Here is a 21,923-nt window from a genome sequence, read left to right on the forward strand (position 1 = left end):
CTCGAACGAGCGCGCCTTTTGGCATCGGATCGGAAATTCGTTAGTGGCGGTCGCGCAGCGTCAGCCCGAGAAACAGGCCAACAAGGCCGGCGACGAGCAGGGCCGACAGCGGATTGTCATGGACCTTGCGGCGCATGACCTTCTGGCCCTCCTGAGCGTAGGAGCCGGCGTTCTCGTAAAGGCTCGCGGCGTATTTGGACGCTTCGTGCGTGGCCTCGCGCAGGGCGTCGCGGCCTTCGCCATAAAGGTTCTGCGCGGTGCCCTCGGCCTGGCGCAACCGGCCCTCGGCCGCGTTTCGGTCGGAGCCCACGGCGTCCCCGAACGAACCCTGCAGCTTTCCGCCCCAGTTCTTCGCGGCGCCTTCGATACGGTTCTTGTCCAAGACTTGAGGCCTCCTTGCTGACGGGCGCTCGCTGGCCCTGTCCGGTAAAGCGATTGGGTGGCCATTGGTTCGATCCCGGCCGGATTTTTCGCGCAAAGGAGGCTGCGTGGGAAAAGAAAAAGCCCAGCCCCGGCTCGCGGCAGGGCTGGGCTGAAGCCTCATGCTTGGCGTGCGGCCATGTAGGAGTCGAGCTTCTTGCGCGAGGGCCCGTATCGCTTGATGATCGTCTTCGCTTCGCCCGGCGGAATGCCGTATTTGCGCGCGAAGGACTCTGGATCGTAGGGCTCTTCGGTCGCCTTCTTCGGCGCGCTCGGGCTCTGTGTCTTGGAATCGACCATGGGGTTCCCCCTTCTGGGGCTAGCTAGTCCGCCGCATCGGATTGAGGTTCGGGCCGCTCATCGGCCTCTTCCTTCGTGCGGGTCTCGGTCTGGCGCTTGGAGGCCTTCAACTCGGCCTTTTCGGCCTTCTTGGCGGCCTTGGCCTTACTGCGCTCCTGACGCTCGAAATTGTAGTTCGGTGCCCGCATCCGTGTGCCTCTCTCAAAAGTAAGGTCGTGTACATATAGGGGAACATCGCGAGAACGTAAGTGTTTCGCGCGCGCTTGCGGGGTTTTCCCGGGGGAGCCGTGACGGAACATACTCGGGATCGCGCTCTCGCCTCGTTCGCCCGTCGTGTTTTGCATCGCGGATGGTGAAAAGGCATCTCGCCATCGGGCGAATCGGCGGGTGCTCCGACGGTCTCGAAATGCTGACCCCCGGCCGATCAGGCCGAGGGCGCGCCGGTCCGCTGCTTAGCGGGTTCCGCAGGCGCCTCGACAGAATCTCCCGCAAAAGGCAGGGGCTCCTTCATCTCCCGCGAGGACGGGCTGCTCCAGACCTGCTCGCAACGGAACGTCTCCGCGAAGCCGCGCTCGCCGGCCGGGCTGATCCGCAGCGTTCGGCTCTTCAGTGTGCGCACGAGCCAGCCCAGTTCCACCGAGCGGTCGAGAAGGGCGGTGCCGAGCTTGCCCGCCAGATGCGGACGGCGCTCGCTCCAGTCGAGGCACGAACGGCAGAGCGGGCGCTTGCCCCCTGACAGCGACGCGACGTCGACACCACACGCCGCAAGGAAGCACGCCCCTTCGTCGGTGACCAGTCCGACGCCATCCTCCACCCGGACGAAATCCCGCAGCTGGAGCGCATCGGCGATCGCGACGCCGAGACGGCCCGCGATATGGTCGTAGCAGGACCGAGCCAGCCGCATCGCCGCATCGCGAGGCCCCCGCACCCGCTGCGGCTTGACGGCGATGTGCCCCGAGAGCGCCATCAGCCCTTCCAGCGCTTGCGCGACGGCGGGGGAGGCGAGGCTGACATAGCGGTGCCGGCCTTGCCGCAGGGTGGCGACGAGGCCGCCCTCCGTCAGCTTGGCGAGATGGCCGCTCGCGGTCTGCGCGGTGACGCCGGCATGGGCGGCCAGTTCGCCCGCCGTCAGCGCTTCGCCGGACATCAGCGCCGCCAGCCATGTTGGCGCGGGCGGGGTCGCCCATCAGAAAGGCCGCTTTCGCGATCGTGTTGCCGGTCGGAGGATCGATCATGGGCGGGGATGATAGGCGGCACGGGCCGGCTTGTCAGGCCGCAACGCTTCGGCCAAGACCGAAGCATCCGGCACGGGCGCCGGGCTAAGAGCCTAGGCAAGACCATTGGGCCGGAGGACGGTCGAGGGAGTTTCGTCCGAGGATGGGGACCGAAGCTAAAGCGACGCGAGGGCGCAGGCTTTAGAATTCGCGACGAAATCAGCGGAGGAATAACCTGACCAGCCGACGCCAAGTGGTTTTACCAGGCGCTCCAAGGCTTCTCGGCATCGTTATCTCCTTTTCGAAAGTCCCTACATGGCGGATCACCAGCCACGCCTTCTGGTCAGCCTCCTGATGCTGCTCGCCCTCGCCACGCTCTGGGGCGCGTCCTACAGTTTCATCAAGGTGGGCGTCGCCACCATTCCGCCCGTCACGCTCATCGCCGCACGAGCGCTGATCGCGGGAAGGGCCTGCGACCGTCTGTCGGCCGTGAGGTCGATCTCCTTTTCCCCTTCCGCCTCGATGACGTCATCCATCGCGCGGCAAACCGCGAGGTTCTCGGCCCGGCCGATCGTGTTCCCGTCCTCGAAGTCGGAGCCGTCGTCGAAGCGCAGGGAGGGCGGCTTATCCTCCCTCCCGGTGCGGCCACCAAGGATTGAAAGAACCTTCCTGACGATGCTCAACAATGCCTCTCTGGTGTGGCGATAGACAAGACCCGTCTCGAATGGTCGAAGCTCGCCGGCGGGAATGGAGCTGTGAACGCAACGCTTCGGGCAGGATGCAGCGGCTTATTGGCCATTGCCGGCGCGCATGTTGAAATCGTCCACGAGGCCGTTCAAGGCCTCCGTCATATTGTCCAGGTCCGCCTCGGCCGTTCCCGGATCGCCATGAGCTGTGTTGCGCCGCACCGTCTTGATCGCCGCGAGAAGGTCTGCGGCGCGCGGCCCGATATGGAACAGGACGGGCTTGTTCCCAAGAGAGGTCGTCACCGACGAGTGCGCGGACATGTAGGTGCGGGCGTCCTGAAGCGCGTCCTCCAAGGCGCGTTCGGCCTTGACGACGTCCGGGACACGGACCTTTCCGTCCCGAATGGCCTGCCGCGTCTCGTCGAAGCTCAGTCGGGCTTGGTGGATCAGGTTCAGCGCGTGCCATCGATACGCGCGCCCCTCGCGACGCTCGATCTCGACGAGTTCGAGGCGCGTGCTCGCAAGGTTCGCGGCGGCAACGACCTCGCGCATCCGGTCGGAGACATCGAGAAACCGCCCGAACAGGGGCAAGAGCCTGGGATGCAGGTCCGCACGCATCTCGTGCCAATCGTCGTCGCGGTAGGTCTCCTGCCCGAGATAATCGTCGGTCCGGTTCAGGACCGGTACAAGCGCTTCCAGCGCATCGGCATAAAGGAGCCCCAGGTCGTCGAGCGCGGGATCGTGCGGGGCCGCTCGACCTGCCGCCCTGAGGCCTGCAGCGCAGTCGCGAGAAAAACCGTTGTCGACCTCATAGGGCGCGATCTTGAAGCTGCGATGCAGGATCGGCCCGCCTTCGAAGGCCGCCGGAAAGCTTTGGCGATACCGATCGTAGTTCGCTCGCATCGCGGCATCGACGCGATTGATGCAGGTGACGAAGGCGCCAAGCTTGGTCGCAAGGTCGTCCACGTTATCAGCCGAGGGTTCGGCGCCCGACCGAGCCGCTTCCGGCAGGCCAATGTCGCGCAGCAGCGAGGGCACATCGCCGCCTTTCGCCACGAAGACGATGGCCAGGACGATCAGGGCCAGGACGATCTTAGCGACCTGTTTCAGGATGGGCATGGCATGGCTCGCCGAACGGAATGCCCCGGCTGGACGCGGATCAGAGATTCGCTTCGAGAACCGTGGTGATGGCCTTCACGCGCGGGTCGAGGTCGTCCACGTTCGTGAACGGCTTCCAGTTCAGCGTCAGCACACCAGCCGAGAAGCCGACGCCCTCCTGATAGTTCGAGCTCGGCGCACTCGCCTCATCATAGGTGATGACAATTGATGTCAGTCTGTCCTTCAAAGCCTGCTTGCCGATGTCGTCAGAGGAGATGGCGGACAGAGCTCTGATCAACGGATCGATGATCGGCTTGCGCAGGTAGTCGTCGTTTGCGTAGTTTTCCGCTGAGCCGGGCAGAGCCAGACTTTTCAGGTCCAGCGTCACGGGCACGGAAAAGCCGGCAGCGTCCTGGATCGCCCGTTCGAGAGGCGGCCAGACATCTTTGGAATAGGCCGCGATGGCCCGGCGCTCGGCCAGTCCGCCGTCGCCCTGCGCCAAGGCGTTGGACATCGGCAGGACGAGCAGGGTCGAAGCGAGGAGAACGGGACGGACGAGCGACATAAGGAATCCTCTTGTGGTCTCATCGAGAGAACGGGGACGCCTCGAAGGCGCGCCTATCCGTTTTGTGAATGTTGACGGGTGCGCAGGCCGACGGCGCTACTGCGCGGCCTTCAGAGCCTCGGCGTTCTCGTCATAAGACTTGCAGTACTCCGGCAGCGTCTGACTCACGCCTTCCGCCATCTGCTCGACGGCGATCTGACTGTCCTCGCCATTGTAGATGACGCCTTCCGTCCCCTTCTTTCGATAGTGAGCCGCTGTCGCCGGGTCGGCGGGCGCGGGCAGCGAAGCGAGGAAGCTCTCGTAGATGACTGCGGCACCCTGTGAGGGGAAGCCTTTGCCAATGCAGTATTGGAGAACGCCAAGCTGGTTGCTTATCTGACGATACAGGCTGTCGGGATCAGGCGCCTGGGCCGCGCTCGTCTGGATTGCCAGCACGGAAGCGCAAGTGGCCAACACCATCGGGGCCGTGATCAGAAAGCGGGCAAGGCGGCACACAAATCTCAACGCAATTCTCCTGCTGTTGGGAAAGACGGTGTCGGACATCGCGGCGCGGGTGATCCCGCGCGTAGCAGTCAGCGGGAGCGGCGAGCCGCGTTCGCCGCCTGTTTCTCGCCGTGCTTTTCGGTCGAGCGCGCGCCCAGATACAGGGCGAAACGCCCAACGAAGAGCCAAAGCAGCGTCAGAACGGCGATCAAGGCAGGAAGCAGCCACCGGTGATCCTGCACGACGGCCGCCATGTCCGTGTCGCCGACGAGTCCGAGATCCACGCCGCTTTCGCCTGGTCTGTTCAGCCACTGCGCAACGCCGGCGTAGAATGCCAGCGCGATGAGAGCGAGAAGCGTGTTCATCAGGGTAAACTAGATCGCCAGACGCCAGGAGAGCGCCTTGCCGGGACATCGCCCCGAACGCTTGGAGTCTTGGTTGCCGACCATCATGGCGGCGCCCATCAAAGCCAGGACGTTCACGGCATGAGCCGGCATCTCGAAGCCGACGAGGGATGCCACGACGAAAGACAAAATCCCGTAGATGAGGCTGATGGCGATGAGCAAAAGAGCGAAGGCTCCTACCAGACTCTGCTCCGACAGGGCGGGGCTCGTCATTCGCCGCTCGCGCCCTGGAAGCGTTCGCATGCCGCGAAATAGTCGTCCGCCTTGCATCGAAGCGTCGCCGCCTCACAGGTCGCGCCGCCGCGGTGACCCTTGACGACCAACGTCGCACCGGCGGGGATGAAGGCGACGGACAGAGTGTTCCAGTTGTTCGTTGTGATGTCGGTCCAAGCGATCGGCGGCTTGCCGCGAATGCTGACGCCATCGCCGGACAAGACGACGGCGGGGCGGCTGGTTTCGCGCCACAACGGCAGGACCCGGATCAGAAACAGAAGCACGGCGAAACCGGCCAAGCCGGCGAGCCAGTAGAACGTGTGATCCAGGGGGACGGCGGCGCGATCGATGTAGCGACCGGATGCCAGAAACACTAGAACGGCAGCAAAACCCAGTATGATGGCCGACATGACAAGGAGCTTAGGCGTTGATCGATAGATTTCGTGCCGCTCTGTCGTCGGTTGTGCTCCTCTCATTCGCGTCTCCCTTGAAAACAAGGCTAGGATGCCTCGACTGGACCGCCATATCTGCCCTATACCAGGCAAATTGCCCAAAAATCTTGCACATATTGCCGGCTATCAAATTTTCGATTGTTAGGCAAGACGGATTCGAAGTGAAGAAAATCAAGCGCAGGATTGGTTGGCGCTCGATATTATCGACACAAAAATAGTTCAGGCTATATAGAGATATGGTAATATGGCGATTATCTGTGATTTTTGGACGTGAAAACAAAATAAAAATCCATATATATTATTAATCATCTGATGTTTAAGCGCAAAAATCAGATGTTTACATCTGATATATTCAAATACAATAGTAAAATACGAATGTTAAAGCCGATAAATTCCCTACGATCATGTTCCATGAAATTTTCATGCGCAGCAACTTGACGGATGTGTGGCCGGCTAGCCATACAGGTGGTCGATTAGCGACTGTTTCCTGATTCGACGATCGGTGACGGAACGTCTGTTCCGTTCAGCGGCACTTATCTACGCTCTTCGCGCCCTCACGACCTCAGCCATCGTGTGGTGATAAAGGCAAGGGTGCTAACTGGCTCGCCGCGCGCGTCCTCGCGCCCATCGTCAAGCAGACTCAGGCATCACGCCGCCGCGCGATCCGATGGTCCGTCGTGGGTCAGGGCCTGCGGCGCCGAGCGGTCCGTCATCGGCTGGATCATAAGGCGAAATGGGAAGCGTAGGGTTATGCGTTTGCGGGTTTTATTGGCATCGTTCCTTCTACTCCCGATCGCGCAGGCCATCGCCCAGGACAGCGACCCGTTCTACTTGGAGAAGCGGAACGATCTCGGCCTCGTCGCCTATTGCAGCGCACATGGCATGCTGCCGGACGACGGCTACCGCTTCTTCAAGGCCGGTGTGGACGAGATTTTCGGACCTCGTACGAACACACCGGAAGGCGACCTGCACGAGCGAAAGGGGCGCGACGGCATCGCTTATCTGCAAGGCGAGGAGCAGTCGATCCAAGAGATGGCGGCGGCTTACGACGTCGATATCGCCGAAGTCTGCGGACAGTACAAGGTGCACATTTCGCTGGGGAAGATAGCCGCGAGCCGGCGTGCAAAATGAAGCTTCCACGTTCGCAGCGAAACCGCCCACCCCGATCGCGGACACGGTCGTCGAGGTCGCGAGCCCACGTCTCCCGCTCGTAGCATCCACACAGACATAGGATTTCCAATGGTTCGCCGTCTTCTCGCGACGACCGCTCTGGTCGCCTTGCTCGCCCTGCCTGCCTATGCCGAGCCCCTCTCGCCCGAGCCGGCGTCCGCCGGGACCAGCGAAGAAGCGGCCGCGCTGCGTGCCTCGCTCGCCGAATATGTCACACAGGTTCCCTTCGAGAAGGGCATTCTCAGCGTCGAGCCCGATCCGGCGGGGCAGCGCGTCACGCTCAACGGCGCACCCTTCCTGAAGGATTATTTCGGCCTCGAGGCGAAGGTCGCGCCCCTGTCGTTCCTAGTCAGCCCGCGCGCGGACGGAGACTGGAATGTCTTCACGAACGACCCGATTCGCGTCACCTTCGACACCAAGGTCGGCGAGCAGGTCCATGCCTTCGAGTATTCGCAAGGGGAGCAGGCCTTCAAGGGCGTCTTCGCGCCCAACCTCTTCGCCTATCGCGCGGTCGAAGGCTTCGTGCGCGACACGGTCAATATTCAGAACGAGGGGGCCACAGACTCCAGCACGACCATAGCGGGCACCAAGCTCTCGATGAGCGCGGGGCCGGGCGACGCGGGCGGCGTCGATCTCGACTTCCAGCAGACCTTGACCAATTACGGCCAGACCGTCGGCGTCAAGGCGCCTCCCCCGGTGGAGGGCGAGACGCCCGAGGCGCGGAGCCAAAGGGAACTCGCCGCCTCGCTCTTCATGAGCTTTGGCCTCAAGGCGGGGGAGGTGGAAAGCACCGCCTCGGTGAAGGGCGCGCGCAACGTCGAGGGGCGCGATCTCTACACCCTCCTGCTAGCTCATACAGAGGCGCTGGAGGCCGACCACAGGAAAGCCCTCGCTGGCCCGTTGGGCGAAGATCTGCGCGCGGCGCTCCAGAAAACCATGCCGTTCTGGACCTCCCTCGACGTCGCGGTGACGGCGCGCGAGGCGTCCTTCCAGTCCATGCTCGGTACGCTGCGGTTCGGCGAGGCGAGCCAAGCCACGAGGATGACGGGGCTCGCCGAGGATGCGCGCCTGGAGACCGACATCTCCTTCGATGGCTTCTCGGTGGACGGCGCGGTCGTGCCGACCTGGGCCGCCCGCTTCGTGCCGAAGGCGGCGCAGCTCGGCGTCGTCGTGTCAGGCGTGGATCTCAAAGCGCCCGCCGATCTCGCGATCCGGCATATCGATTTCACCGCCGACGAACCGTTCCCGGAGGAAGCGAAGGCCGAGATCGTCGAGGCGCTCGACCCCGCGCGGATCAAGATCACCCTTAAGCCGAGCGTGATTCGCTCCACCGACCTCGATCTGCATCTGTCCGGCGAGATGGGCTTCGTGGACGAGAAGCCCACAGGCACGCTGACGGCGCGCGCTGTTGGGCTGGACCAGACGATCGCCAGCCTCAAACGCGCGGCCGAGCGCGAGCCCGACCTCCAGCAGGTCGTCGGCATGGCCCAGATGGCGCAGGGTCTCGGCCGCAAGACCGCGGACGGCGACTGGGAATGGGTGGTGGACGTTGCCGCCGACGGCTCCGTCTCGGTCAATGGCGCCTTGGTGAAGGCGCCCGATTCCGAGACCCTGCCAGAGACCGAAGCAGGGCCCGCCGAGGACGCCGGCCAACAGTAGGCGACGGCCGGAAACGGCTGGAGCAAGGCGGGCCGCCGAGGCGCCCGGCCCCTATCCCTCGACGATAACGACAGGTCGCACCATGACGACAGAGTTCATCGGCAAGAAGTCGGCGGCCGCTGGAGGCTGGGGCGCGCTCAAGAGCTGCGGCAAGCGGCTGCTCGCAAGCGGCTCGCCCATCGCCGGCGCACGCGCCATGCTGAAGGCCAACCAGCCCGACGGGTTCGACTGTCCGGGCTGCGCCTGGGGCGACCCCGAGCACGGCTCCTCCTTCGAGTTCTGCGAGAACGGCGTGAAGGCCGTGGCCTGGGAGGCGACGGACAAGCGTGCGACGCCCGAGTTCTTCGCTCGGCACACGGTAAGCGAACTGTCCAAACTATCGGACTACGAACTTGAGCTGAACGGGCGCCTAACGCACCCGATGCGCTACGACCGCGCGAGCGACCGCTATCTCCCGGTCGCGTGGGCCGACGCCTTCGCCGAGATCGGGGTGATCCTCCAAGGTCTCGACAGCCCGAACCGGGCCGAGTTCTACACTTCGGGGCGCACCTCCAACGAGGCGGCCTATCTCTACCAGCTCTTTGTGCGCCTTTACGGCACCAACAATTTCCCCGACTGCTCCAACATGTGCCACGAGGCGAGCGGCGTCGCGCTGCGCCAGGCGATCGGCGTCGGCAAGGGCACGGTGCTGCTCGAGGATTTCGAGAAGGCCGACGCGATCTTCGTGATCGGGCAGAACCCTGGCACCAACCATCCCCGTATGCTCGGGGATCTTCGACGCGCGGCCATGCGGGGGGCGGGCATCGTGGTCTTCAATCCTGTGCGCGAGAAGGGACTGGAGCGCTTCGCCGATCCTCAGGACAAGATCGAGATGCTGCGCGGCGGCAGCCAAGCTATCTCCAGCCATTACTATCAACCCCGGCTCGGCGGCGACATGGCGGCCGTGCGCGGCATGGCGAAAGCTGTCTTCGCCGCAGAGGACGCGGCTCTTCTCGATGGCCGCCCGCCGGTGCTCGACCACGCCTTCCTTGCCGAACACTGCGAGGGCCTAGCCGCGTACCGCGCTATGGTGGAGGCGACAAGCTGGGAGGCGATCGAGGACCAGTCGGGCCTCGGCCGACGCCAGATCGAGGAAGCGGCGGCGATCTATATGTCCGCCGAGCGCGTGATCTGCACCTGGGCAATGGGGGTGACACAGCACCTTCATTCGGTGGACACGATCCGCGAAATCGCAAGCTTCATGCTCCTGCGCGGGCAGTTGGGAAAGCCAGGCGCCGGCCTTTGCCCGGTGCGTGGCCACTCCAACGTGCAAGGGGACCGAACGGTCGGCATCAACGAGAGGCCAGGCTCTGCCTTCCTCGACGCGCTGGAGGCGCGCTTCGGCTTCGCGCCCCCGCGCGAGCCCGGCCACAACGTGCTCGCCGCCATTGGCGCGATGCTGGACGGGACCGCCCAGGCTTTTGTCGGGCTTGGTGGCAATTTCGCAAGGGCAACGCCCGACAGCGCCCTGATCGCCGACGCGCTCCGCCGCCAGAAGCTCACCGTCCACATCGCCACCAAGCCCAACCACTCGCACCTGATGCCGGGGGAGGTGAGCTTCATCCTGCCCTGCCTCGGGCGCACGGAGATCGACAGCCGCCCGGGCGGCGGCACCCAGCTCGTCAGCGTCGAAGACTCCATGAGCATGGTCCACGGGTCGGCAGGCATCAACCCGCCAGTCTCGCCCCATCTCCTGTCGGAGGTCGCGATCGTGGCGGGCATGGCCGAGGCGACGGTCGGCAGCGCCACCGTGGACTGGGCGGCGCTTGCGGCGGACTACGATCGCATTCGCGACCTCATCGAGGACACGATTCCCGGCTTCGAGCGCTACAATGAGCGATTGCGCGTTCCGCGCGGCTTCCACCTGCGCAATGCGGCGGCGAACCGCGAATGGAAGACGCCGAAAGGCCGGGCAATCCTCTCCGATGCCCCCCTGCCGTCCGAGACGGTGCATCAGCGGGCGCGCCGGGATGCGAGCCGCTTCGCCCTGCAGACCTTTCGCTCGCACGATCAGTACAACACGACGATCTACGGCCTCGACGACCGCTATCGCGGTGTCTATGGCGAGCGCAACATGATCTTCATCCACCCGGACGACCTGACCGCGTTGGGCGCCAAGGCCGGCGATCTCGCGGATGTGGTGGGAGCGTTCGACGATGGGATGGAGCGCGTCGCCCCGTCGTTTCGCTTCGTGCCCTATGACATCCCGCGCGGCAGCGTCGCAGGCTATTACCCCGAGCTGAATGTTCTCGTTCCCCTTGCTTCAGCCGGACGGGAAAGCGATACCCCGACTTCGAAATCGATCCTGGTCTCGTTCCGCCGCCGCGAGGGCGCGTGACTCACGAGGCAGCCCCGGACGCTGAGCGTCTTGAGGCGCTCATAGCAGTACTCATGGGTCTCGACCCGGCTCTATCGCCGATTGGAGCCGCCATCGTCGCGGCTTGCGCCGAGGGTTTGGCCAGCGACAGTCGCAGCGTCTCCAATGGTCTTGGTATTGCCCATGCCCTGGTGCTGCGCGAGATCCATGCGCTTAGAGCGCAAGGGATACTGGACATCACCCGTCGCGACGCAAGAACGATGCGGACATTCTACGCATTCGCCACCCCATCCTGCTAGGCAATCAAGCGTCGGATGATCAAGGCCACCCCCTGCAAGACGGGCGGGCGGCTCTGCAGGTGCGGCGCGCGACGCGCAATCACATGGTCGCGCGAGCAGGAGCGGGCGTTTCTTAGCTCACTCGACGGGTGGCATTCGCCTCGCATTCTTGCTGGCGCTCCACACCGGGCAGCGGCAAGGCAATCTCCTGAGCATGCCCTGGCGTGCCTATGACGGGGAATCAATCCGCCTCAAGCAGGGCAAAACGGGCGCGCGAGTGCGAGTGCCTGTAACGGCTGAGCTCAAAGCCGCGCTTGACGCTGTGCTGCAGCCGCCGGGCGTGATCCTCACGAACCGCGATGGCGAGGCGTGGACCGCAGATGGCTTCCGGTCGTCATGGCGCAAAGCCTGCGCGAGGGCAGGTGTGGAAGGCGTCACCTTTCGCGACCTGCACGGAACGGCTGCAACACGCCTGCAATCGCGGGATGCTCGGAAGCGGAGATTGCGACCATCACGGGCCACTCGCTTTCGGAAGTCCGCTCGACTTTCGATCAGAACTATCTCAGTGGGGATTATTCGCTGGCACTATCAAGCATCACCAAGCTTGAAGCGACCCAAAAAAAACCCGATCAATCACCCGACCAATAGGGCGGGTCCAATAACAAAGCAGAGAAAGATTAGAAAAAACAGTGGCTGGGGAACCTGGATTCGAACCAAGACTAGCGGAGTCAGAGTCCGCTGTTCTACCCTTAAACTATTCCCCAGCAGGAGAACGCTTCTTTTCGAAGCGTCTTCGCTCGTTTCGGTCAGCTTGGCTGTCCGCTGCGGCGATGAAGGGGCATTTAGTCGAGTCGAGCGGGGGTGTCAACCGTCTTCGTTTGGATTCGCATTCGTCGCCGGATCGTCATGTGGCCAGCGTAGCGGGCGAGCGGCGAGGCTCCGGCCGTGGTGGATATCGCGGGGCGCACGGGCAAGGGGCGAAGAGGGTGCCTTGTGTAAAAATGGCGGATGACTACACTTCGATTCAACGAAAGCGGCCCTAAGCGGGTCGAGGGAGCGCGCCTTGCGCCGCTCCGGAGATTTGAAGTGATCCATGACACGAGACAAGGGCGAGCGGCGGCGAGGGTAAAGGACGCAAACGGCTTCGGGGCAGACGGGTTTTCCGGCGCGTCCGCCGGGGGCGAGCGACGGGGCGGCGAGGCAGGCGAAAGCCGGCCGCCGCGCCCGCCCGCCGGCTCGTCCGACGCCAAGGCCGGCGAGGCCGTCGGCAAGCCGTCCAAGCGCCAGAAGCGCCGCCGCCGCAAGAACAACGCTCCGGCGGCTCCGCCCGCCGGGGGCGGAGCCATGCGCGAACTGCCCCCCGCCCTCGGCGCCAAGGTGGCCGAGGCGGAGCGCGCGCTGCGCGAGCGAAAGAACGGCAACGCGCCTCGCCCGGCCCCGGTCAAGAATCGCCGGCGGCGCAAGGGGCGCAGCGGCTTTCCGCCGGCTCCCGCCAACGGCGGCAATGCCCCCGCTCCACGGCCCGCCGTGGCGCCGAGTGCGCAGGCCCCGGCGATCGCCCGAGCCGCCGCGCCGAACGGCGCCCATGGTTCCAACGGCGCCCACCGCGTTCCTGCCTATGCCGCGCTCGATCTCGGCACCAACAATTGCCGGCTCCTGATCGCTGTGCCGACGCGGCCTGGCCAGTTCCGGGTGATCGACGCGTTTTCGCGAATCGTTCGCCTCGGCGAAGGGCTGGGGCGCACGGGGAGCTTGGCCGGAACGGCGATGGACCGGGCCGTGGCGGCGCTGGAAATCTGCAGCCAGAAGCTCTCGGCGCGCGAGATTCGCGGGGCGCGGCTGATCGCGACGGAAGCGTGCCGTTCGGCCGCCAACGGGCGTGAGTTCATCAACCGCGTGTTTCGCGAGACGGGACTCCGGCTGGAGATCGTCAGCCGCGAGACGGAGGCGCGGCTGGCCGTGTCCGGTTGCGGCTCCCTGATCGACCGCACGGCGCGCGGCGCGGTGCTGTTCGACATCGGCGGCGGCTCCTCGGAGATCGCGCTGCTCGATCTCCGGCGCGGCACCAGCCGGCGACTGGCCAACAACATCGTCGCCTGGACCTCGCTCCCGGTCGGCGTGGTATCGCTGGCCGAGCGTCATGGCGGGCGCAACGTGACGCCCGAACTCTTCGAGCGCATGGTGAGCGAGGTCGAGGCGATGATCCTCGCCTTTCCCGGGCGCAACCGGCTGGCCGACATCGTCGGTCGGGACGGGTTCCATCTTCTGGGCACCTCGGGCACGGTTACGACGCTGGCTGGCATCCAGCTGGAGCTGGAGCGCTACGACCGGCGGCAGGTGGACGGGCTCTGGCTCAGCGACGGGGATGTCGACCGGCTGGTCGCCCAGCTTCTCGGCTGGAGCTTCGAGGAGCGGGTCGCCAATCCCTGCATCGGCTCGGACCGCGCCGATCTCGTTCTGGCGGGCTGCGCCATCCTTCAGGCCATCCGCCGCATCTGGCCGGCCAAGGTGCTGCGCGTGGCCGACCGGGGCCTGCGCGAAGGATTGCTGACGGAAATGATGGTGGCGGACGGCGTGTGGCGCCGCCCGGCACCGAGCCACACAGGAACAGGACAGGCAGGGTCGGGCGCGTGACGAGTTCGGGACGAGGCGACGATCGCGGGCTGACGGTCCGCGTCAAGAAGAAGCGCGGGCTGAAAGTGTCTTCCCGCCGCTGGCTGGAGCGCCAGCTCAATGATCCCTATGTGCGCCGCGCCAAGGCGGACGGGTATCGCTCGCGCGCGGCCTACAAGCTGATCGAGATGGACGACCGCTACAAGCTTCTGAAGAAGGGCATGCGCATCGTCGATCTCGGCGCGGCGCCGGGCGGCTGGTGTCAGGTGGCGGTGGAGCGCACGGCCGGCAAGCCGGAAGAAGCGAAGGTGGTCGGCATCGACTATCTGCCGGTGGACCCGATCCCCGGCGCGACGATCCTGGAGCTCGACTTTCTCGACGACAGCGCGCCGCAGCGGCTGATCGAGGCGCTGGGCGGCGATCCCGATATCGTTCTGTCCGACATGGCGGCGCCGACCACGGGCCATCGTCGGACCGACCATCTGCGCACGCTGCATCTGTGCGAGGTCGCGGCCGACTTCGCCATTCGCACCCTGCGGCCCGGTGGGCACTTCCTCACGAAGACCTTCCAGGGGGGCACCGAGGGCGAGCTTCTGGCGCTCCTGAAGAAGAATTTCCGCTCGGTCCACCATGTGAAGCCGCCGGCCTCGCGCGACGGATCGGTGGAGCTCTACGTGCTGGCCAAGGATTTTCGCGGCCGTCGCAAGCCGGAGGACGCGGAAGCCGACGAGAGCGACGACGAGCCGGGCGAGGAGGGCTGAGTCCTTCTCCCCCGCTAGCATGACGAGGGCGGCCCCTTGGGAGGGCCGCCCTTTTTTCGTCTGGGCTATTCGGCGGGAACGCGCCGGCCCGCGACCTCCGCGCCCGCTTCTGCGGGAAGGCGCAAGAAGACGAGCGCCGAGAGAACGGTGACCACGCCCACCACGAAGAAGGCAACCGAGAAGTCGGCGAGCGAGGCCGTGGTGCGCCCGCCCAGCACCATGCCCGCTTCCAGAACGGCGCCCGCTGTCGCAACGCCACCGGCGATGGCGACCTGCTGAAACGCCGCGAGCAACGCCGTCGCGTCGCCCGTCTTGGCCTGCGGGACGTCGGCGAAGGCCAGCGTGTTGACGCCGGTGAAGAGCAGCGAGCGGAAGAAGCCGCCGATGAGTAGAAGCAGGACCAGAACCAGGATCGGGGTTTCCGGCCTGTAGAAGCCGATCGAGCCCATCAGGACGCCGCCGACCAGGGCCGCGCCGACCAGCGTCGTGCGGAAGCCGAACTGCTTCAGGATCGGCTTCACCAGCGTCTTCATCATCATCGCGCCGCCGATCGACACGGCGCTGATAAGACCGGACTGGAAGGGCGAATAGCCGAAGCCGAGCTGCAGCATCAGCGGAAAGAGGAAGGGCACCGCGCCCGCGCCGATGCGAAACAGGCCGCCGCCGACGACGGCCGCCCGCAGCGTCGGAATGCGGAACAGGCGAAGCTCCACCACGGGCCGCTCGTGCCGGCGGGCATGGCGAATGTAGAGAAGCGCGAAGACGAGGCCGAGCAGCGTCGTGGCGACGCCCACCCACGGCGGCAGGGCCGGCAGCGAAACCACCGACAGGCCGAACACGATTCCGGCGCAGGCAAGGCCCGACATGGCGAAGCCCGGCCAGTCGAACTCGACATCGCGGATCGGCGCGATGAAGGGGAGGAAGCGCTGGGCGAGCATCATGCCAAGGACGCCGATCGGCAGGTTGATGAAGAAGATCCAACGCCAGTCGGCATAGGTCGAGATCGCGCCGCCGAGCGGCGGTCCGATCAGCGGGCCGACAAGGGCGGGGATGGTGAACCACGCCATGGCCCCCACCAGATCGGAGCGCGGCACGGCGCGCACCAGAAGGAGGCGGCCGACCGGGGTCATCATGGCCCCGCCGATGCCTTGCAGGAAGCGCGCCGCGACGAAGCCCTCCAGCGAATTGGCGAAGCCGCAGGCGAGCGAACCCGCCATGAACACGCCGATGGCGCATTGAAACACGGCGCGGGCGCCGAACCGATCGGCCATGCGCCCCGAAATCGGAATAAACACGGCCAGAGAGACATAATAGCTGGTCAGCGCCAGCTTGAGCGCGATCGGGCTGGTGCCGATGTCGCGGGCGATGGTGGCGAGGGATGTCGCGATGACCGTCGAGTCGATGTTCTCCATGAACAGGGCGACGGCAAGGACGACCGGGACGATGCGTTTCACGAGCGAAAGATCCGGCAGGATAGAACGGAACCCGGGCGGAGGCTGGAGCTCGGAGGCCGCCTCAAGGGCGGCGCGATGTCCAGACCCGTCCAGAGGCGGGACCGGCGCTGGTGCGAACCGCCTTCCAGCTTCCTTCGTGGCCCGCTGCCCGGAGGGGAGAGGAGGGCTCCTCCTTCGGACGGACCGCGAACGAAGCCGACGCGAATCGCCGCCTGCGACGGGATGGGGTCGACGACACCCGGCAAACCTCAGCGGAACGTCCGGTCTCGTTTTCTCGCCATGAACGCCGTCGCGAGGCCTTTGCCATGCGCCCTCGCATCGCTCGCTTCTCGCGTCCTGTCCTTGGGCGAAAACCCTTGACCAGCCTCCGCGCGAGGCGCGTCAGGCACTTCATGTCAGCTTCAACAACGGCGGGAAAATGGAAGCGTTGCGCCTCCAGACCCCCTTACGCGAATTTTACGAAACGCGGAGCGTCTTGCCGCGCGGCTCTCCCTTCGCATCTAAGGCCCGAAGCGGCCGGCGCATGGCTCGTTCCCAAGCGCCAGCACCAGGCGCTAGGGATAGCAGTCTGGGGCGTCAGGGGAGAACGCCAATGTCCGACACGATTTGTATCAACCGCCGACACGCGATGATGTTGGCTGCGGGCGGCTTGGCCGCGACCGGCCTGGGGTTCGGCCCCGCCAACGCGCAGAGCACGGAGACGAGCATGACGAGCGCCGACACCCAACCCCTGGCGCCGGGCTGGCACCGGTTCCGCATCGGCGAGGCGGAGATCACCGTGGTTCTCGACGGCATTCGGCCGGGCGAGGGGCCGCATCCCACGTTCGGCGAGGACCAGAGCGCCGATGCCGTAGGCGACCTCATGGCGGCCAACCATCTGCCGCGCGCGCGGTTCGTCAATTTCTTCAACGTCGTCGTGGTGAAGCTTGGCGACCAGCGCATCCTGGTGGACACCGGCTTCGGCGAAGGCGGCCGGGCCAACGGCATGGGCCTCCTGCGCGAGCGCCTGGCGGCGGCAGGCCTTTCGCCGGACGACATCACGCTGGTCGCGCTGACCCATCTGCATGGCGACCATATCGGCGGCCTCACCGAGGGCGGCGCGCCGGCCTTCCCGAAGGCGAGCTATGTCGTCGGCCGCGCGGAGATGGCCTTCTGGACCTCGGACGAGGCCAAGAACGGCCCGCGTGCCGAGAACGCCAAGGCCGTGGAGAAGCAGTTCGCGGGAATCAAGGACAAGGTCCGGCTGATCGAGGACGGCGAGGCGATCGTGCCGGGTATGGTGGCGCGCGCCGCCTTCGGCCACACGCCGGGCATGCTGGCCTTCGAGGTGACGTCCGGCGGCAAGGGCGTGATGCTGACGGCCGACATCTTCTCGCAGTTCGTGGTCTCGTTCCAGAAGCCGGACTGGCAGGTCCGTTTCGACCAGGACAAGCCGGCGGCGGCCGAGACGCGCAAACGCTTCGCGCGCCAGCTTGCCGAATCCGGCATGCCGCTTCTCGGCTATCACCTGCCGTTTCCGGGCCTCGGCTATGTCGCGACTGAAGGCGAGTCGTTCCGCTTCGTGCCGGAGACATACCAGACCCTCGCTGAGGGCTGAGCCGCCGGCCTTTCCAACCGGCGGGCCGCGTGCTACGAGCCCGTGCCAATCCTCGACAATCCGGCGCCCCTCCAGGGCGCCGCGTTTCATTTAAGGACTGGTCCATGGCTCGCATCATCGAAACCGCCACCGGTGCGCTCGCGCTCACCTTCGACGACGTGCTGCTTCAGCCGGGCCATTCGGAGGTCATGCCGGGGCAGGTGGACGTTCGCACCCGCATCACGCGCAGCCTCTTCCTCAACATTCCCATGCTTTCGGCCGCGATGGACACGGTGACGGAATCGCGCCTCGCCATCGCCATGGCGCAGGCCGGCGGCATCGGCGTCATCCACCGCAACCTGACGCCCGCCGAGCAGGCCGAGCAGGTGCGCCAGGTCAAGAAGTTCGAATCCGGCATGGTCGTGAACCCCGTCACGATCGGCCCGGACGCGACGCTGGGCGACGCCCGCGCGCTGATGCAGGCGCACCGCATTTCCGGCATCCCGGTGGTGGAAAGCGGCGGCCGGGGCGGCCAGACCAAGGGCCGTCTCGTCGGCATCCTGACCAATCGCGACGTGCGCTTCGCCTCGGACGATCGGCAGAAGATCTTCGAGCTGATGACGCGCGAGAATCTCATCACCGTGCGTGAGACGGTGGACCAGGACGAGGCCAAGCGGCTCCTCCACAAGCACCGGATCGAGAAGCTCCTCGTGGTGGACGGCGAAGGCCATTGCATCGGCCTCATCACGGTCAAGGATATCGAGAAGTCGCAACTGAACCCCAACGCGGCCAAGGACGCGCAGGGTCGCCTTCTGGCCGCTGCCGCAACCAGCGTCGGCGAGGACGGGTTCGAGCGCGCCGAACGCCTGATCGACGCCGGCATCGACCTGATCGTGGTGGACACGGCCCACGGCCATTCGCAGCGCGTGTTGGACGCCGTGGCCCGCGTCAAGAAAATGTCCAACGAAGTGCAGGTGATCGCCGGCAACGTCGCGACGCCCTCGGGCACGCAGGCGCTGATCGACGCGGGCGCCGACGGCGTCAAGGTCGGCATCGGGCCGGGCTCGATCTGCACCACGCGCATCGTGGCCGGCGTCGGCGTGCCGCAGCTCTCCGCCATCATGGATGCCGTCAACGTCGCCGACAAGGCGGGCGTCCCGGTGATCGCCGACGGCGGCATCAAGTATTCCGGCGATCTCGCCAAGGCGCTGGCGGCCGGCGCTTCCGCCGCCATGGTCGGCTCGCTGCTCGCCGGCACCGAGGAAAGCCCCGGCGAGGTCTACCTGCACCAGGGCCGCTCCTTCAAAGCCTATCGCGGCATGGGCTCGGTCGGCGCCATGGCGCGCGGCTCGGCGGACCGCTACTTCCAGGCCGAGGTGCGCGACACGCTGAAGCTCGTGCCGGAAGGCATCGAGGGGCAGGTTCCCTACAAGGGCCCGGTCGGCGCGGTGATCCACCAGCTGACCGGCGGCCTGCGCGCCGCCATGGGCTACACGGGCGCCGCCAATCTGGAAGACTTCCGCACCAAGGCGACCTTCGTGCGTATCTCCAACGCGGGCCTGCGCGAGAGCCACGCGCATGACGTCACCATCACCCGCGAAAGCCCGAACTATCCCGGCTTCGGCGCGTAAGCCCCGAGCATCGGTATCGTCAGTCGGAGGCCGGCGTCGCGGAGGCGTCGCCGGCCTTTTCATGTCCGGCCGCAGTCTCCGAGAGACCCAGGCACGCCCGGATCATTTCCGCCAGCCGCTCGAAGTCCGACCGCCGGCCCGAGGAAGAACGGAAGGCGAGGGCGAGGCGGCGGGAGGGGACGGGGGCCTCGAAGGGCAGAAAGCGGATACCGCCGCCGCGCGCTTCGGTCTCCACCGCGCTTTGCGGCACCAGCGTCACGCCGAGGCCGCCCGCCACCATGCGCATCAGCGTGGTGAGGCTGGTCGCGCCGAGCGTTGCCAGATCGCGCTGCTCCACGATGCGACAGACGTCCAGCGCCTGATCGCGCAGGCAATGGCCCTCTTCGAGCAGGATCAGTCGCTCGCTCTCCAACTGGCTCGGTGCGACGGGCGAGGGGATGCGCCCGGCTTCCGCGTCCGGCACCGCCAGAAAGAACGGGTCCTCGCAGAGCGGGATGGTCGAGACGCCCTTGCGCTCCACCGGCAGCGCCTGGACCACGCAGTCGAGATCGCCCCGCGCCAGCTCGTCCGCCAGGATCGCGGTGACGTTCTCGCGCACGCCGACCGACAGGCGGGGATAAGAGCGGGCGAGTTCCGCCAGAAGGCCGGGCAGGAGATAGGGGGCGAGCGAGGCGATGATGCCGATGCGCAATTGCCCGACCAGAAGTTCGCCCTGGCCCTCGCTCAAGGCTTCGAGATCGCGCACCTCGGCGAGAATGCGTCGCACGCGCCGCTTCACCCGCTCGCCCTCCGGCGTCAGCGAAATGCCGCTGGAGCGGCGCTCGAACAGGGCCGTGCCGAAATGCTCTTCGAGCTGCGCGATCTGCGCCGAGAGCGCCGGCTGCGAGATGTTGAGCCGCCGCGCCGCCTGCCCGAAATGCAGGGTTTCGCTGAGCGATTCGAAATAGCGGAGCTGGCGCAGGGTGAGCATGCCGATCAGATAAACTGATCGGCGGGGATTGGAAATACGATTGGAAATTATCGAGAGAATCGGTTGGAATGGTTCTCAACTTCCTATGGAGTTTACGATGACCGACAGACCTCGGCTGACGACCACCGCCGGCGCGCCCCTTTCGTCCAACCAGAATTCCAAGACCGTCGGCCGCAACGGCCCCGTGCTTCTGGAGGACTACCAGCTCATCGAGAAGCTGGCGCACCAGAACCGCGAGCGCGTTCCCGAGCGCGTCGTGCACGCCAAGGGCTGGGGCGCCCACGGCACGCTGACCGTGACCGAGGACATCTCGCGCTACACCCGCGCCAAGCTGTTCAGCCAGGTCGGCAAGAAGACCGAGATGCTGGCCCGCTTCTCGACGGTGGCCGGCGAGCAGGGCGCGGCGGATGCCGAGCGCGACGTGCGCGGCTTCTCGCTGAAGTTCTACACCGAGGAAGGCAACTGGGATCTGGTCGGCAACAACACGCCGGTCTTCTTCGTCGCCGACCCCTACAAGTTCCCCGACTTCATCCACACGCAGAAGCGCCATCCGCGCACCAATCTGCGCTCGGCGACGGCCATGTGGGACTTCTGGTCGCTCTGCCCGGAATCGCTGCATCAGGTGACGATCCTGATGTCGGATCGCGGCATCCCGGTCGATCCCTCGCGCATGAACGGCTACGGCTCGCACACGTTCTCGCTGTGGAACGATCAGGGCGAACGCTTCTGGGTGAAGTTCCACTTCAAGACCCAGCAGGGCCATAAGACCTTCACCAACGAAGAGGCGGAGAAGGTCATCGCCAAGTCGCGCGAATCCTATCAGGAAGCGCTCTATTCCATGATCGAGGAAGGCCGCTTCCCGAAATGGACCATGTTCATCCAGGTCATGCCCGAGCTGGAAGCGGACGAGTTCGAGCGGAAGACCGGCTGGAGCGCGTTCGACCTGACCAAGGTCTGGCCGCACGGCATGTATCCGCTGATCAAGGTCGGCGAGTTCGAGCTGAACCGCAACCCGGACAACTACTTCACCGATATCGAGCAGTCCGCCTTCAACCCGTCCAACGTGGTGCCGGGCATCGGCTTTTCGCCGGACAAGATGCTGCAGGGTCGCCTGTTCTCCTATCCCGACGCGCATCGCTACCGGATCGGCGTCCACTACGAGTCGCTGCCCGTCAACAAGCCGCGCTCGCCAGTGAACCACTACAATCGCGACGGCTCGATGCCCTTCGGCATCATGACCAACCCGGACGCCTATTACGAGCCGAACTCGTTCGGCGGCCCGGTGGAAGACCCGAGCGTGGAAGAGCCGCCGCACCGCTATAGCGGCCAGGTCGGGCGCTACGAGTTCCGCGCCGAGGCCGACCACTATTCGCAGCCGCGCGCGCTGTTCAATATGTTCGACGACGCGCACAAGCAGCGCCTGTTCAAGACGCTGGCCGGCGCCATGCAGGGCGTTCCGCAGTTCATCGTGAACCGGCAGCTCGCCCATTTCGACAAGGTCGATCCGGCCTATGGGGCGGGCGTTCGCAAGGCCTTGTCCGAGCAGGGCCGCGACGACGAGCAGGCGAGCCTGACCACGAGCCATAGCGCCGCGGCCGAGTAAACCGCTTCGCCAGCGTG

Annotated in this window: 20 protein-coding genes, 1 tRNA gene and 2 pseudogenes; 10 read left to right on the forward strand and 13 right to left on the reverse strand. The window is 65.7% G+C overall.

Annotation, left to right across the window (positions count from 1 at the left end; genetic code table 11):
• Nucleotides 1–40: 40 nt before the first annotated feature.
• The 4 genes from M673_RS07325 to M673_RS07335 all read right to left on the reverse strand — a co-directional run bounded on the left by M673_RS07325 (nt 41) and on the right by M673_RS07335 (nt 1,867).
• Nucleotides 41–382: a CsbD family protein gene (locus M673_RS07325; protein WP_061974916.1), complete on the reverse strand. Its 342-nt coding sequence runs from the start codon at nt 380–382 to the stop codon at nt 41–43.
• A 158-nt stretch (nt 383–540) separates the two neighbouring features.
• The gene (locus M673_RS07330; protein WP_061974918.1) at nt 541–720 is read right to left on the reverse strand and encodes a DUF3606 domain-containing protein; all 180 of its coding nucleotides are present in this window, start codon (nt 718–720) and stop codon (nt 541–543) included.
• A gap of 23 nt (nt 721–743) precedes the next feature.
• Nucleotides 744–908, reverse strand: a complete 165-nt coding sequence (locus M673_RS24550; RefSeq protein WP_187301309.1) for a hypothetical protein — start codon at nt 906–908, stop codon at nt 744–746.
• 236 nt (nt 909–1,144) lie between these two features.
• Nucleotides 1,145–1,867: an ArsR/SmtB family transcription factor gene (locus M673_RS07335; protein WP_306302807.1), complete on the reverse strand. Its 723-nt coding sequence runs from the start codon at nt 1,865–1,867 to the stop codon at nt 1,145–1,147.
• A gap of 382 nt (nt 1,868–2,249) precedes the next feature.
• Between M673_RS07335 and M673_RS24105 the strand changes: the two are divergent.
• Nucleotides 2,250–2,403, forward strand: a pseudogene (locus tag M673_RS24105) (EamA/RhaT family transporter); the annotation flags it as partial.
• 319 nt (nt 2,404–2,722) lie between these two features.
• Here the strand turns inward: M673_RS24105 and M673_RS07345 are convergent.
• From M673_RS07345 to M673_RS07370, 6 genes are all read right to left on the reverse strand, one after another.
• Nucleotides 2,723–3,739 carry a DUF3829 domain-containing protein gene (locus M673_RS07345; protein WP_061974921.1) on the reverse strand — a complete coding sequence of 339 codons (1,017 nt, stop codon included), beginning with the start codon at nt 3,737–3,739 and terminating at the stop codon, nt 2,723–2,725.
• 40 nt (nt 3,740–3,779) lie between these two features.
• Nucleotides 3,780–4,283, reverse strand: coding sequence for a hypothetical protein (locus tag M673_RS07350; RefSeq protein ID WP_061974923.1), 504 nt, complete (start codon nt 4,281–4,283; stop codon nt 3,780–3,782).
• Between the two features lie 96 nt (nt 4,284–4,379).
• The gene (locus M673_RS07355) at nt 4,380–4,826 is read right to left on the reverse strand and encodes a hypothetical protein (protein ID WP_061974925.1); all 447 of its coding nucleotides are present in this window, start codon (nt 4,824–4,826) and stop codon (nt 4,380–4,382) included.
• A gap of 29 nt (nt 4,827–4,855) precedes the next feature.
• Nucleotides 4,856–5,131 carry a hypothetical protein gene (locus M673_RS07360; protein WP_061974927.1) on the reverse strand — a complete coding sequence of 92 codons (276 nt, stop codon included), beginning with the start codon at nt 5,129–5,131 and terminating at the stop codon, nt 4,856–4,858.
• A gap of 9 nt (nt 5,132–5,140) precedes the next feature.
• The gene (locus tag M673_RS07365; RefSeq protein WP_061974929.1) at nt 5,141–5,383 is read right to left on the reverse strand and encodes an ABZJ_00895 family protein; all 243 of its coding nucleotides are present in this window, start codon (nt 5,381–5,383) and stop codon (nt 5,141–5,143) included.
• Nucleotides 5,380–5,793, reverse strand: a complete 414-nt coding sequence (locus tag M673_RS07370; protein WP_061974931.1) for a hypothetical protein — start codon at nt 5,791–5,793, stop codon at nt 5,380–5,382. Before M673_RS07370 ends, M673_RS07365 begins: the two co-directional genes overlap by 4 nt.
• Before the next feature lie 792 nt (nt 5,794–6,585).
• Between M673_RS07370 and M673_RS07375 the strand changes: the two genes are divergently transcribed.
• The 4 genes and pseudogenes from M673_RS07375 to M673_RS25215 all read left to right on the forward strand — a co-directional run.
• Nucleotides 6,586–6,966, forward strand: a complete 381-nt coding sequence (locus M673_RS07375) for a hypothetical protein (RefSeq protein ID WP_082639222.1) — start codon at nt 6,586–6,588, stop codon at nt 6,964–6,966.
• Between the two features lie 108 nt (nt 6,967–7,074).
• Entirely contained in the window at nt 7,075–8,664 is a 1,590-nt protein-coding gene (locus M673_RS07380) for a DUF2125 domain-containing protein (RefSeq protein WP_061974933.1), read from the forward strand.
• Nucleotides 8,665–8,746: 82 nt separating this feature from the next.
• The gene (locus M673_RS07385) at nt 8,747–11,041 is read left to right on the forward strand and encodes an FdhF/YdeP family oxidoreductase (RefSeq protein WP_061974935.1); all 2,295 of its coding nucleotides are present in this window, start codon (nt 8,747–8,749) and stop codon (nt 11,039–11,041) included.
• 426 nt (nt 11,042–11,467) lie between these two features.
• Nucleotides 11,468–11,770, forward strand: a pseudogene (locus M673_RS25215) (tyrosine-type recombinase/integrase); the annotation flags it as partial.
• 218 nt (nt 11,771–11,988) lie between these two features.
• Here the strand turns inward: M673_RS25215 and M673_RS07395 are convergent.
• Nucleotides 11,989–12,062, reverse strand: a tRNA-Gln gene (locus M673_RS07395).
• 580 nt (nt 12,063–12,642) lie between these two features.
• Here M673_RS07395 and M673_RS07400 point away from each other — a divergent pair.
• Together M673_RS07400 and M673_RS07405 are read left to right on the forward strand one after the other, a co-directional pair.
• A complete protein-coding gene (locus M673_RS07400) occupies nt 12,643–13,932 on the forward strand; it encodes a Ppx/GppA phosphatase family protein (protein WP_082639626.1) in 1,290 nt (429 codons plus the stop codon).
• Nucleotides 13,929–14,672, forward strand: a complete 744-nt coding sequence (locus tag M673_RS07405) for an RlmE family RNA methyltransferase (RefSeq protein ID WP_061974939.1) — start codon at nt 13,929–13,931, stop codon at nt 14,670–14,672. The genes M673_RS07400 and M673_RS07405 overlap by 4 nt, the downstream gene beginning before the upstream one ends.
• Before the next feature lie 65 nt (nt 14,673–14,737).
• On the opposite strand, the gene M673_RS07410 is transcribed toward M673_RS07405, so the two are convergent.
• Complete coding sequence (locus M673_RS07410) at nt 14,738–16,126, reverse strand: MFS transporter (protein ID WP_061974941.1); 1,389 nt, start codon at nt 16,124–16,126, stop codon at nt 14,738–14,740.
• 592 nt (nt 16,127–16,718) lie between these two features.
• On the opposite strand from M673_RS07410, the gene M673_RS07415 reads away from it, so the two are divergent.
• Together M673_RS07415 and guaB are read left to right on the forward strand one after the other, a co-directional pair.
• Complete coding sequence (locus M673_RS07415) at nt 16,719–17,723, forward strand: MBL fold metallo-hydrolase (RefSeq protein ID WP_061974943.1); 1,005 nt, start codon at nt 16,719–16,721, stop codon at nt 17,721–17,723.
• Nucleotides 17,724–17,827: 104 nt separating this feature from the next.
• A complete protein-coding gene (guaB, locus tag M673_RS07420; protein ID WP_061974945.1) occupies nt 17,828–19,333 on the forward strand; it encodes an IMP dehydrogenase in 1,506 nt (501 codons plus the stop codon).
• A 19-nt stretch (nt 19,334–19,352) separates the two neighbouring features.
• On the opposite strand, the gene M673_RS07425 is transcribed toward guaB, so the two are convergent.
• On the reverse strand, nt 19,353–20,303 hold the full coding sequence (locus M673_RS07425; RefSeq protein WP_061974948.1) for a hydrogen peroxide-inducible genes activator: 951 nt from the start codon (nt 20,301–20,303) through the stop codon (nt 19,353–19,355).
• A gap of 97 nt (nt 20,304–20,400) precedes the next feature.
• Here M673_RS07425 and M673_RS07430 point away from each other — a divergent pair, with 97 nt between their 5' ends.
• Nucleotides 20,401–21,906 carry a catalase gene (locus M673_RS07430; RefSeq protein ID WP_061977718.1) on the forward strand — a complete coding sequence of 502 codons (1,506 nt, stop codon included), beginning with the start codon at nt 20,401–20,403 and terminating at the stop codon, nt 21,904–21,906.
• Nucleotides 21,907–21,923: the final 17 nt, after the last annotated feature.

The organism is Aureimonas sp. AU20, from assembly GCF_001442755.1.
GTDB lineage: Bacteria > Pseudomonadota > Alphaproteobacteria > Rhizobiales > Rhizobiaceae > Aureimonas.